This is a genomic window from Mucilaginibacter sp. (assembly GCF_035492695.1).
In the GTDB taxonomy this organism is placed as follows: Bacteria; Bacteroidota; Bacteroidia; order Sphingobacteriales; family Sphingobacteriaceae; genus Mucilaginibacter.
Genome location: NZ_DATJJC010000027.1, coordinates 91,558 through 105,160 on the forward strand (window position 1 = coordinate 91,558; position 13,603 = coordinate 105,160).

A 13,603-nucleotide genomic window follows, 5' to 3' on the forward strand; every position below is an offset into this window, starting at 1 on the left:
ATGAGATCTGTAACTGTTGCCGTTGTTGATGACCATAAGTTATTTAGCCGTAGCCTTGAGGTCATGATCAATAGATTTCGCGGGTATTCTGTATTATTTACTGCGTCTGACGGGCTGGATTTTATTCATAAACTTAAAATGCAGCTTACAAGGCCACAAATTGTGGTAATGGATCAATTTATGCCTATAATGGATGGCGCCTCGACGGTAGTATGGCTTAGAGACAACTTTCCGGAGATATCTGTTATTGCATTATCAATGAACCATAGCGAGGAAACTGTTTTAAATATGGCACAAAATGGAGTTAAAGGCTATTTACATAAGGATGCGGAGTTAACTGAATTTAAAGAAGCCTTGGATATCGTCAGCAAGGGGGGGTACTATTATCCTGATTATGTTACCGATTTTCTTGTTAATGGAGGAAGCAAACCTGTAAAAAGTCCGGGTAGTGAAATTGACAGCTTAAAACCCCGGGAAATCGAATTCTTAAAGTTAGTTTGTTCCGAATTGACCTATAAAGAGGTAGCAGAAAAAATGAATGCAAGTTTACGTACCGTAGACTCATACCGCGATCAGTTATTTGAAAAACTTAACATAAAAAGCAGGATAGGTCTGGTACTGTATGCGGTCAGAAATAAGATCGTGGAAAATATGTAGGTTTTCTATACTTGTGCCGGGCATTTTTCAACCTTTTTAGTATAAAAAAAGCCGCTTGTTATTAAAAACAAGCGGCTTTTACGTATTAGAATTGTTGCTTATGCTTCAACTTCTTCCGTTTTTGAAGCCATCAGGCGGTCAAATTCCTCCTGCGAACCTACGCGGATATTCTCATACACACGCAAACCTGTTCCTGACGGGATAAGGTGACCTACGATCACATTTTCCTTCAGGCCAAGCATGTTGTCCTTTTTACCTGCTATAGCGGCCTCGTTCAGTACTTTCGTAGTTTCCTGGAACGATGCTGCGGAGATGAACGACTTGGTGCCTAACGACGCGCGGGTGATACCCTGCAACAGTGGGCTCGAAGTAGCAGCGATAGCATCGCGCACTTCAACCAGCTTCATATCCTTACGTTTCAATACCGAATTCTCATCGCGGAGCCTTCTAACTGAAACTATTTGGCCTGGCTTCAGGGTAGTTGAGTCACCTGGTTCAATAACAACCTTCTTATCATAGATGTCATCATTTTCCATCATGAAATCCCATCCGTCAACAGCTTCTTTTTCAAGGAAACGGGTGTCGCCGGCATCTTCGATCTGTACTTTCTGCATCATCTGGTGTACGATAACTTCAAAGTGCTTGTCGTTAATCTTCACACCCTGCAAACGGTAAACTTCCTGTATACCATTCACCAGGTATTCCTGCACAGCGGCAGGGCCTTTGATAGCCAGGATATCCGCAGGCGAGATAGAACCGTCAGACAATGGCATACCAGCCTTAATAAAGTCGTTGTCCTGTACCAGGATGTGTTTTGACAGCGGAACAAGGTATTTTTTGATCTGCCCGTCTTTCGACTCGATGGTGATCTCGCGGTTACCGCGTTTAACGCCACCTAAGGTCACTACGCCATCAATCTCGGTAACTACCGCAGGGTTCGACGGGTTACGAGCTTCAAACAACTCAGTTACACGTGGCAAGCCACCTGTAATATCGCGGGTTTTACCTGTTGAACGAGGAATTTTGGCAATAACCTGGCCGGTCTTGATCTTTTCACCTTCGTCTACGGCAATATGCGCACCCACAGGGATGTTATAACCTTTTACCAAGTTACCCTTATTATCAGCAATCTGGATAACAGGGTTTTTAGTTTTATCACGGGTATCAATAATCACTTTTTCACGGTGGCCTGTCTGCTCGTCCGATTCTTCGCGGAAAGTGATACCTTCCAATACAGCATCGAACTGGGCAACACCGGCAAACTCAGAGATGATCACCGCGTTGTACGGATCCCACGAACAAATACGGTCGCCTTTGGTAATCTTGCTACCATCCTTCACATACAGGTATGAACCGTATGGAATGTTGTTGGTCATGATCACTTTGTTACTGCCTTGTTCAAGAATGCGGAACTCGCCCGAACGGCCCAATACCACTTCAACAGGGCCCTCTTCGGTTTCGAAAGGTACGGTACGTACGTTTTCGAACTCGATAATACCTTCGAAACGGGCATTGATTTGTGATTCAGCCGCAATGTTAGATGCGGTACCACCCACGTGGAATGTACGCAATGTAAGCTGGGTACCCGGCTCACCAATGGATTGCGCCGCAATTACACCTACCGCCTCACCCATCTGCACGCGTTTACCGCTTGCAAGGTTACGGCCATAGCATAAAGCACAAACGCCACGTTTGCTTTCACATGTCAACACCGAGCGTATTTCGATACCTTCAAGAGGCGAATTTTCTATTTTTTTGGCAATGTCTTCGTCAATATCCTGACCTGCTAATACCAACAATTCGTTGGTGATAGGGTCATGAACTTCATGCAGCGATGTACGTCCCAAAATACGGTCGTACAATGGTTCAACAATATCTTCGTTGTCCTTCAACGCTGTAGTGAAAATACCTCTCAAAGTACCGCAATCGGTTTCGCCAACGATCATGTCCTGCGCCACGTCATGTAAACGACGGGTCAGGTAACCCGCATCAGCAGTTTTCAAAGCTGTATCCGCCAAACCTTTACGTGCACCGTGGGTTGAGATGAAGTATTCCAATACTGACAAACCTTCTTTAAAGTTTGAAAGGATCGGGTTTTCGATAATTTCACCACCCGAGCCTGATTTCTGAGGCTTGGCCATCAAACCACGCATACCTGCCAACTGGCGGATCTGCTCTTTCGAACCACGCGCGCCTGAGTCAAGCATCATGTAAACCGAGTTGAAGCCCTGGTTATCCGTCGACAATATCTCCATCACGTTTGCAGTCAAACGGTTATTGATACGTGTCCAGATATCGATGATCTGGTTGTAACGTTCGTTATTGGTAATGAAACCCATGTTGTAGTTGCCCATTACCTCTTCCACCTGTTTAGAAGCTTGTTCGATAAGTGTAACTTTTTCAGCAGGGATATTAATGTCTTTCAGGTTAAACGATAAACCACCCTGGAACGCCATCTGGAAACCTAATTCCTTGATGTCGTCAAGGAACTGGGCGGCACGCGCCATACCGGTTACTTTCACTACTTCGCCAATAATATCACGTAATGATTTTTTGGTCAGCAGTTCATTAATATAACCCACCTCAACCGGAACATGCTGATTAAATAACACACGGCCAACGGTTGTGTCTATCAATTTATTAACATGGCTTCCGTCTTTTTCCTTAACGGTTGCTTTAACCTTAATAAAGGCATGCAGGTCAAGTTTCTTCTCGTTATAGGCGATAATAACCTCTTCTGCCGAGTAGAATGATAATCCTTCACCTTTAATGGTACGGCCGGCATCAGTTTTACGGCCCTTGGTTATGTAATACAAACCAAGCACCATGTCCTGCGACGGTACTGTAATAGGCGTGCCATTGGCAGGGTTCAGGATGTTGTGCGACGCAAGCATCAGTATCTGGGCTTCCAAAATAGCGGCATTGCCAAGCGGCACATGCACAGCCATCTGGTCACCGTCAAAGTCGGCGTTGAACGCGGTACAGGTTAACGGGTGCAATTGGATAGCTTTACCTTCAACCAGTTTCGGCTGGAAAGCCTGGATACCCAACCTGTGCAATGTAGGCGCACGGTTAAGCAATACAGGGTGACCTTTCAGCACATTTTCCAATATATCCCAAACTAATGGGTCCTTACGGTCGACGATCTTTTTAGCCGATTTTACAGTTTTTACAACACCACGTTCGATCATCTTACGAATGATAAACGGTTTGAACAACTCGGCAGCCATATCTTTTGGTAAACCGCATTCGTGTAATTTCAGGTTCGGACCTACAACAATTACCGAACGGGCCGAGTAATCGACACGTTTACCCAATAAGTTTTGACGGAAACGGCCCTGTTTACCTTTCAGAATGTCTGAAAGCGATTTCAGAGCGCGGTTACCTTCGGTTTTCACCGCGTTCACTTTACGTGAGTTATCAAAAAGCGAATCCACCGCTTCCTGTAGCATACGTTTTTCGTTACGCAGGATCACCTCTGGCGCTTTTATCTCTATCAGCCTTTTCAAACGGTTGTTACGGATGATAACGCGACGGTACAGGTCATTTAAGTCGGAAGTAGCGAAACGGCCGCCTTCCAAAGGCACCAACGGACGCAATTCAGGCGGAATAACCGGAACGATCTTTACGATCATCCACTCAGGGTTGTTCTCAACGCGTGTTTTCGCATCGCGGAAAGCTTCAACTACCTGAAGACGTTTTAAAGCTTCATTTTTACGTTGCTGTGAAGTCTCATTAGCAGCCTGGTGACGAAGATCATAAGATTGCTGATCAAGGTCCAAACGCCTTAACAATTCCTCCAAAGCTTCGGCACCCATTTTGGCAACAAACTTTTGAGGGTCCTTGTCGTCAAGATACTGGTTTTCCTTTGGCAGTGTATCCAGTACATCAAGGTATTCTTCTTCAGTCAGGAAATCCATTTTCGATATCCCGTCAGTTTCTTTAATACCCGGCTGAATAACTACATATCTTTCATAATAAATGATCAGATCAAGTTTCTTGGTTGGTAATCCCAGCAGGTAGCCGATCTTGTTCGGCAACGAGCGGAAGTACCAGATATGAGCCACCGGCACCACCAGGTTGATGTGCCCCATGCGCTCGCGGCGAACTTTCTTTTCGGTTACTTCCACACCGCAACGGTCGCACACGATACCCTTGTAGCGGATACGCTTGTACTTGCCGCAATGGCATTCATAATCCTTAACCGGACCAAAAATACGCTCACAGAATAAACCATCGCGCTCAGGCTTGTAGGTCCTGTAGTTGATAGTTTCTGGTTTCAAAACCTCACCGCTCGAACGCTCCAGTATGGATTCGGGCGAAGCCAGACTGATGGTGATCGTGGTAAAGTTACTTTTGATTTTATTATCCTTTTTGTAAGACATAGTCTCCTTTGTTTTAATGATTGAAGGAATGAATTATTGATTTATTGATTATTTAAGGGGATTGAATTAATCAATAACTCAATCCCTCAATAATTCAATAATTATTCTAAAGTGATATCCAAACCTAAACCTCTTAATTCGTGAACCAGTACATTGAATGATTCAGGAACTGACGGCGTTGGCAGGTTCTCACCTTTAACAATAGCCTCGTAGGTTTTGGCACGGCCGATAACATCATCCGATTTAACGGTCAATATTTCCTGCAGGATGTTTGATGCACCGAATGCTTCCAGCGCCCAAACCTCCATTTCACCAAAACGCTGACCACCGAATTGGGCTTTACCACCCAATGGCTGTTGCGTTATCAACGAGTATGGCCCTATTGAACGTGCGTGCATTTTATCGTCAACCATGTGACCCAGTTTCAGCATGTAAATAATACCTACTGTGGTTTGCTGGTCGAAACGCTCGCCTGTTAAACCATTGTACAAATAAGTACGGCCCGATTCAGGTAAGCCGGCTTTAGAAACCCATTCTTCCACTTCGCTATGGCTTGCACCATCAAAGATAGGAGTAGCGAATTTCACACCAAGCTCTTTACCTGCCCAGCCCAATACGGTTTCGTATATCTGGCCCAGGTTCATACGCGATGGTACGCCAAGCGGGTTAAGTACGATATCAACAGGTGTTCCATCTTCCAGGAACGGCATGTCCTCGTCGCGCACGATACGGGCAACTATACCCTTGTTACCGTGGCGGCCGGCCATTTTATCACCCACTTTCAGCTTACGCTTCTTAGCGATGTAAACTTTGGCCATCTGAACGATACCTGATGGAAGCTCGTCACCCACGCTGATAGCGAATTTATCACGACGGTAAGCACCTAATTCCTCATTTACTTTAATTCCGTAATTATGAAGAAGGATCTTGATCAGGTCGTTCTTATCATCATCAGTTGTCCACTTGGTTGGGTTAACGTTTTCGTAGTTCAGCTCAACCAGTATTTTTTGGGTAAATTTAACGCCTTTAGGTACCAGCAACTCCTTGTAAACGTTGTAAACACCCTGAGATGTCTTACCGTTCACGATCTCAAACAATTTTTCGATCAGTATATTCTTCAGATCTTTAATCGCTTTTTCGTGCTTGGTATCCAGTTTTTCCAACTGTGCTTTTTCTTCCGCTTTCGAAGTTTTCTTAGCGCGTGAGAACAATTTGGTATCAATTACCACACCGGCAATAGATGGTGGAGTTTTAAGCGAAGCGTCTTTTACGTCGCCTGCTTTATCACCAAATATCGCACGCAGCAACTTTTCTTCCGGTGAAGGATCAGATTCGCCTTTTGGTGTGATCTTGCCTATCAGGATGTCACCTTCCTTAACCTCGGCGCCAACACGGATGATACCGTCTTCGTCAAGGTCTTTGGTTGCTTCTTCCGATACGTTCGGGATATCCGGTGTCAATTCTTCTTCGCCACGTTTGGTGTCACGAACTTCAAGTTCGAACTCTTCAACGTGAAGTGAAGTAAATATATCCTGCGATACCACGCGTTCAGAAATTACGATCGCATCCTCAAAGTTATAACCCTGCCATGGCATGAATGCCACTTTCAGGTTACGGCCCAAAGCAAGCTCGCCATCCTGTGTTGCATACCCTTCGCAAAGCACCTGTCCTTTTTCAACACGCTGACCTTTCTTAACGATAGGTTTCAGGTTGATGGTAGTGCTCTGGTTGGTTTTCTTAAACTTAGTTAAGATATAGCTTTGACTGTCGCCATCGAATGAGATCAAACGATCGGTTTCGTCGCGGTCATATTTAATGCGGATCTCGTTAGCGTCAACATATTCAACCACGCCATTGCCTTCAGCATTGATAAGCGTACGGGAATCCTTCGCTACACGGCCTTCCAAACCGGTGCCTACTATCGGCGCCTCGGGGCGCAGCAGCGGAACGGCCTGGCGTTGCATGTTCGAACCCATCAGCGCACGGTTAGCATCATCATGTTCCAGGAACGGAATTAACGAAGCTGCAATCGATGTGATCTGGTTTGGCGCAATGTCCATGTAGTCAAGCCTTTCAGGCTCGATAACCGGGAAGTCACCTTCGAAACGTGCTTTAACACGCGGGGTGTCAAATACGCCTTTATCATTGTAAACAGCATTAGCTTGGCCAATAGTTTTACCATCCTCATCTTCTGCAGACAGGTAAACAACGGGTTCATCAACCGCTACTACACCTTTATCAACACGCTTGTACGGGGTTTCGATGAAACCTAAGTTGTTGATCTTGGCGTGAACGCAAAGTGATGATATCAGACCAATGTTCGGTCCTTCCGGAGTTTCGATGGTACACAAACGGCCATAGTGGGTATAGTGTACGTCACGAACTTCGAAACCGGCACGTTCACGCGACAGACCACCTGGGCCAAGGGCTGAAAGACGACGCTTGTGCGTGATCTCGGCCAATGGATTGGTTTGGTCCATGAACTGTGAAAGCTGGTTGGTACCAAAGAACGAGTTGATAACCGATGACAATGTACGCGCGTTGATCAGGTCGGTTGGTGTGAATACCTCGTTGTCACGAATGTTCATACGCTCGCGGATGGTACGTGCCATACGCGCCAAACCTACACCAAACTGTGCATACAACTGCTCACCCACCGTACGAACGCGACGGTTTGACAAGTGATCGATATCATCCACCTCAGCTTTTGAGTTGATCAGTTTGATCAGGTATTTAACAATGGCGATAATATCCTGCCTCGTTAAAACTTTGGTCTCGTCTGAAGTATCCAGTTTCAGTTTACGGTTGATGCGGTAACGGCCCACATCGCCCAGGTCATATCTCTTATCGGAGAAGAACAGGCGATCGATGATACCACGTGCTGTTTCTTCATCAGGTGGTTCAGCGTTACGCAACTGGCGGTAAATATGCTCAACCGCTTCCTTTTCCGAGTTGGAAGTATCTTTTTGTAAGGTGTTATATATAATAGTATAGTCACCGCTCGATGCGCTGTCTTCCTTGTTCAGGATAACAGTTTTCACACCGGCATCGATGATCATATCAATATGGTCGTCTTCCAGAACGGTTTCACGCTCAAGGATGATCTCGTTACGGTCAATAGACACAACTTCACCGGTATCTTCATCCACGAAGTCTTCAACCCATTTTTTGAGAACCCTTGCAGCAAGCTTACGGCCGATGTATTTCTTCAGGCCTGATTTGCTCACTTTTACTTCGTCGGCCAGTTCGAACAGCTCCAATATATCTTTATCAGAGTCGTAACCAATGGCGCGAAGCAGCGTAGTTACCGGGAATTTCTTTTTACGGTCAATGTAAGCATACATAACGTTGTTAACGTCTGTCGCAAATTCGATCCATGAACCTTTGAAAGGTATAACACGGGCCGAATACAGTTTTGTACCGTTAGTGTGGCGGCTCTGGCCGAAGAACACTCCGGGCGAACGGTGCAATTGCGATACAATTACACGCTCGGCGCCGTTGATAACGAAAGTACCTTTAGGGGTCATGTAGGGGATTGTTCCCAGGTACACGTCCTGTACAATGGTTTCGAAATCTTCGTGTTCAGCGTCGTTACATGATAAACGAAGCTTGGCTTTCAGCGGCACGCTGTAAGTAAGGCCGCGCTCGATACACTCGCGTATATCATAACGTGGCGGGTCAATAAAGTAGTCAAGAAACTCTAATACGAAGATGTTTCTTGAGTCGGAGATTGGAAAATTTTCGGCAAACACTTTAAACAGCCCTTCTTTATGACGGTTGTCTGAGGTGGTTTCCAACTGAAAAAATTCCTGGAAAGATTGCAACTGAACATCCAGAAAATCGGGATAATCCAATACCTTCCGGCTGGTTGCAAAGTTTACTCTTTGATTAATTTTGTTTGCCAAGGGACTTTGATTTTAGTATAGTAACAAACTTTTTCCTGGTAGATGTTCGATATGAGATGTTTGATAACTCATATCCAAGTATTATAAACGACAATAGACCCCGACCAAATACAGGTCGGAGTCTTATGTTATTATAGCCGGTTGAAGTTATTTAACTTCAACTACAGCTCCGGCTTCTTCTAATTGTTTTTTCAGAGATTCAGCTTCTTCTTTAGTTACACCAGTTTTAACTTCTTTTGGTGCACCGTCAACAAGATCTTTAGCCTCTTTCAAGCCAAGACCGGTAAGGTCTTTCACTAATTTAACTACCTGTAATTTAGCGCCACCGGCTTCTTTCAGGATTACATCGAAAGCAGTTTGAGCAGCTTCAGCAACTGGAGCGTCATCGCCACCGCCAGCAGCAGGAGCAGCAACAGCCACGGCTGCAGCAGCAGGCTCAATGCCATACTCGTCTTTCAATATCTGAGCTAATTCGTTAACTTCTTTTACTGTCAAGTTTACTAACTGTTCAGCAAATGATTTTAAATCTGCCATTTTATTTTGTTTTTTACTTTAAATACTTTGTTGTTTAATGTCGAACTTTTAGGTGTCCGTTAACCTCTTTCTTGTAATGTTTTAACAATTCCTGCCAGTTTATTTCCGCCTGATTGCAAGCCTGAAATAACGTTCTTAGCTGGTGATTGCAGTAACCCAATGATCTCTCCGATCAGTTGTTCCTTCGATTTCAAATTGATCAGGGTATCCAACTGATTGTCGCCGATAAATATCGCCGATTCGATGTAAGCTGCTTTTAAAATTGGTTTCTCACCTGTTTTCCTTAACTGTTTGATCAACTTTGCCGGAGCAGTTGCTGACCTGGTGAAAAGGATGGTTGATGAACCTTTAAGCACATCGAATATCGGGCTAAAATCGCCTTCAGAAGCTTCCATCGCCTTTTTGATCAAGGTGTTTTTAGCTACCTGCATGGTGATATCGCTTTCGAAACATTTACGACGGATAGCGTTTACTTTTGCAACCGTCAGATTAGCAGTATCGGTGATATAAAAATTACCGTACTCTTTAATCTGTTCAGTAAGGGCAAGAACAAGGTCGTTTTTTTCTTCTTTATTCATGATTAGATCCCCGCTACTGTTTTAGTTTCAATTTCGATTCCTGGCGACATAGTTGAAGAGAGATGTATACTCTTGAAGTATGTTCCTTTAGCTGCTGATGGCTTTAATTTTGAGATGATTTGCAATACTTCCAAAGCATTCTCATAAATTTTATCAGCAGGGAAAGATACTTTTCCTATTGAAGTATGAATGATACCGGTTTTATCAACCTTGAAGTCGATCTTACCACCTTTTACCTCGGTAACCGCTTTACCCACTTCTGGGGTTACAGTACCCGATTTAGGGTTAGGCATAAGGTTACGCGGACCGAGAATACGACCCAAACGACCTACTTTAGCCATAACACTCGGCATAGTAATGATAATATCAACATCAGTCCATCCGCCCTCAATCTTGGCAATGTAATCATCCAAACCAACGAAATCTGCACCTGCGTCTTTAGCTTCTTGCTCCTTATCGGGAGTACAAAGCACCAGTACACGTACAGTTTTGCCGGTTCCATGAGGCAATGTTGCGATACCGCGAACCATCTGATTGGCTTTACGGGGGTCAACACCAAGACGAACATCAATATCTACTGAAGCATCAAATTTGGTAGTGGTAATATCCCTTACCAGCGATGATGCATCCTGCAGCGAGTATGCCTTGTTAGCCTCAATTTTGGAGAGTGCCGTTTTTTGATTTTTTGTTAATCTTGCCACTGTCTTAAACTGATTTGTATAAATTAATTGTTCCAGGGAGCCGTACCTGATACGGTGATTCCCATACTGCGGGCAGTACCTGCCACCATTTTCATGGCTGATTCTACTGTAAACGCGTTCAAATCGGTCATTTTATCTTTGGCTATCGTTTCAACCTGGCTCCAGTTTACACTGGCAACCTTTTTACGGTTTGGCTCGGCCGACCCGCTTTTGATACCCGATACTTCCATTAACTGGATAGCAACCGGGGGGGTCTTGATGATAAAATCGAAAGATTTGTCGACATACACAGTAATTACTACAGGTAACACTTTGCCAGGTTTATCCTGGGTACGTGCATTAAACTGCTTGCAAAACTCCATAATGTTTACACCTTTTGCACCCAATGCAGGGCCAATTGGTGGCGATGGATTTGCAGCGCCGCCTTTTACTTGTAGTTTTACTAACGCACCGACTTCTTTTGCCATTTTAATTTACTTTTGTTAATTACTCAATGTTAGTAAGTGGAAGCTATGTAACATTTAAGATTTTGTGAGTAGTTAATTGGTGATTAGAGATTAGTTAATTAGTTGTCTCTGCCAGCCTCGTTAGCTACTTAATATTTTATTTGGATAGTCCTTTGGCTTTCAAGATTAGCGCATTGCGTCTAACCGTTAATCACCATTTAACTAATCACTACTCTTTCTCAACCTGCATGTAATTCAATTCAAGCGGCGTACGGCGCCCGAATATCTTTACCATTACTTTTAGTTTCTTCTTTTCCTCGTTCACTTCTTCTATCACACCGCTAAAACCGTTGAATGGCCCGTCCATCACTTTAACGTTTTCGCCAACATAGTACGGAACATTCATTGTTTCGCCCTGGCTGCTCATTTCGTCAACTTTGCCCAGGATGCGGTTAACTTCCGACTGGCGAAGCGGGATAGCGTTGCCCGCCTTGTCGCCGAGGAAGCCTATCACGCTATTTACATTCTTGATGATATGCTCCAGCTCACCGTCAAGCGCAGCCTCCATCAAAACATAACCAGGGAAAAAGTTACGCTCTTTGGCAATCTTCTTGCCGTCGCGCATCTGGTAATATTTTTCAGTAGGTATCAATACCTGTGGAACAAGATGAGTGATTCCCAGGCGACTGATTTCAGCATCAATGTATTGTTTTACCTTTTTTTCCTTGCCGCTGATGGCGCGTACTACATACCATTTTAATTGTTCGCTCATCTCGTCAATATCAGGTTAATGATTTATAAAATTTATCCAGTACAAAAAATATCAGCCGGTCCATGCCAAAAATCAGCATTGCAATAATTATTGCAGCTATCAATACAACTATAGCGCTGTTCATTAATTCGCGCCATGTTGGCCAGGTAACCTTTTGGGTTAACTCGATGTATGACTCTTTAATATATTCTGCTACTCCAGACATTTTTGTTTCTTTATTATGCACGGGCACAAGGATTCGAACCCTGATCAAAGGTTTTGGAGACCTCTATTCTACCATTGAACTATGCCCGTTTTTATATTTATTTATTAGTTTCCCTTTTCGTAAACAAAGTACTTAGCTAAAAAGCTAAGTACTTCGCAAAGAAATTAACCTAACCTGATTTCCCTTTCGGGAAGAAAGGCAGTTTATTTTAGGATTTCGGTTACCTGACCAGCACCTACGGTACGACCACCTTCACGGATAGCGAAACGTAAGCCTTTTTCCATAGCGATAGCATTGATCAGCTTTACAGTGATGGTAACGTTATCACCAGGCATAACCATTTCTACTCCTGGCTCCAAACCGATCTCGCCGGTTACGTCAGTAGTACGGAAATAGAATTGCGGGCGGTATTTGTTGAAGAATGGAGTGTGACGGCCACCTTCAGCTTTTGACAATACGTAAACTTCGGCTTTGAAATCGGTGTGAGGGGTTACTGAACCTGGTTTGCAGATAACCATACCACGACGGATATCGGTTTTCTCAATACCACGCAACAATAAACCAACGTTGTCACCAGCTTCGCCACGATCAAGGATCTTGCGGAACATTTCAACACCAGTTACGGTTGATTTCAAGTTCTCGGCACCCATACCCAGGATGTCAACAGCATCACCAGAGTTGATTACACCACGCTCGATACGACCGGTTGCAACTGTACCACGACCAGTGATCGAGAATACGTCTTCAACTGGCATCAGGAACGGAAGTTCTGTCAGACGCGGAGGGATTGGAATGTAGCTATCTACAGCATCCATCAACTCCATGATCTTTTCAACCCATTTTGGATCGCCGTTCAAACCACCAAGGGCCGAACCTTGAATAACAGGGATATCATCACCAGGGAATTCGTAGAATGATAATAATTCACGAACTTCCATTTCAACCAGTTCTAACAATTCCGGATCATCCACCATGTCAACCTTGTTCATGAAAACAACAAGTGCAGGTACACCTACCTGACGTGCCAACAGGATGTGTTCGCGGGTTTGAGGCATAGGACCATCGGTAGCAGCCACCACAATAATAGCGCCGTCCATCTGCGCAGCACCAGTAACCATGTTTTTTACATAGTCAGCGTGTCCCGGGCAGTCAACGTGTGCATAGTGACGGTTTGCAGTTGAGTACTCAACGTGTGCAGTATTAATGGTGATACCGCGTTCTTTTTCTTCAGGAGCTGAGTCGATTGAATCGAAAGAACGAGCCTCAGATAAACCTTTATCAGCCAATACCTTGGTAATAGCTGCGGTAAGGGTTGTTTTACCGTGGTCAACGTGACCGATAGTACCGATGTTTAAGTGCGGCTTACTGCGGTCAAATTTTTCTTTTGCCATGATTTATAAAAATTTTTGTAGGTTAATTT

10 protein-coding genes and 1 tRNA gene are annotated in these 13,603 nt (G+C 44.4%); 1 reads left to right on the top strand and 10 read right to left on the bottom strand.

The window, feature by feature from the left end; all coding sequences use genetic code 11:
* On the top strand, positions 1-657 hold the full coding sequence (locus tag VL525_RS16700; protein WP_325388181.1) for a response regulator transcription factor: 657 nt from the start codon (positions 1-3) through the stop codon (positions 655-657).
* Positions 658-755: 98 nt separating this feature from the next.
* On the opposite strand, the gene rpoC is transcribed toward VL525_RS16700, so the two are convergent.
* The 10 genes from rpoC to tuf form a co-directional block, all read right to left on the bottom strand.
* Entirely contained in the window at positions 756-5,042 is a 4,287-nt protein-coding gene (gene rpoC / locus VL525_RS16705) for a DNA-directed RNA polymerase subunit beta' (protein WP_325388182.1), read from the bottom strand.
* A 101-nt stretch (positions 5,043-5,143) separates the two neighbouring features.
* Positions 5,144-8,947, bottom strand: a complete 3,804-nt coding sequence (gene rpoB / locus VL525_RS16710; RefSeq protein ID WP_325388183.1) for a DNA-directed RNA polymerase subunit beta — start codon at positions 8,945-8,947, stop codon at positions 5,144-5,146.
* Positions 8,948-9,094: 147 nt separating this feature from the next.
* Positions 9,095-9,481 (bottom strand): 50S ribosomal protein L7/L12, encoded by a 387-nt coding sequence (gene rplL, locus VL525_RS16715; protein ID WP_325388184.1) that lies wholly within the window; start codon positions 9,479-9,481, stop codon positions 9,095-9,097.
* A gap of 59 nt (positions 9,482-9,540) precedes the next feature.
* On the bottom strand, positions 9,541-10,059 hold the full coding sequence (gene rplJ / locus VL525_RS16720; RefSeq protein WP_325388185.1) for a 50S ribosomal protein L10: 519 nt from the start codon (positions 10,057-10,059) through the stop codon (positions 9,541-9,543).
* 2 nt (positions 10,060-10,061) lie between these two features.
* Positions 10,062-10,760: a 50S ribosomal protein L1 gene (gene rplA, locus VL525_RS16725; RefSeq protein ID WP_325388186.1), complete on the bottom strand. Its 699-nt coding sequence runs from the start codon at positions 10,758-10,760 to the stop codon at positions 10,062-10,064.
* Between the two features lie 23 nt (positions 10,761-10,783).
* A complete protein-coding gene (gene rplK, locus VL525_RS16730; RefSeq protein ID WP_147033944.1) occupies positions 10,784-11,227 on the bottom strand; it encodes a 50S ribosomal protein L11 in 444 nt (147 codons plus the stop codon).
* Positions 11,228-11,435: 208 nt separating this feature from the next.
* On the bottom strand, positions 11,436-11,978 hold the full coding sequence (nusG, locus tag VL525_RS16735) for a transcription termination/antitermination protein NusG (protein ID WP_325388187.1): 543 nt from the start codon (positions 11,976-11,978) through the stop codon (positions 11,436-11,438).
* A 10-nt stretch (positions 11,979-11,988) separates the two neighbouring features.
* Complete coding sequence (gene secE / locus VL525_RS16740) at positions 11,989-12,183, bottom strand: preprotein translocase subunit SecE (RefSeq protein WP_325388188.1); 195 nt, start codon at positions 12,181-12,183, stop codon at positions 11,989-11,991.
* A gap of 18 nt (positions 12,184-12,201) precedes the next feature.
* Positions 12,202-12,272 (bottom strand) — tRNA-Trp (locus VL525_RS16745).
* 114 nt (positions 12,273-12,386) lie between these two features.
* The gene (tuf, locus tag VL525_RS16750; protein ID WP_325388189.1) at positions 12,387-13,574 is read right to left on the bottom strand and encodes an elongation factor Tu; all 1,188 of its coding nucleotides are present in this window, start codon (positions 13,572-13,574) and stop codon (positions 12,387-12,389) included.
* Positions 13,575-13,603: the final 29 nt, after the last annotated feature.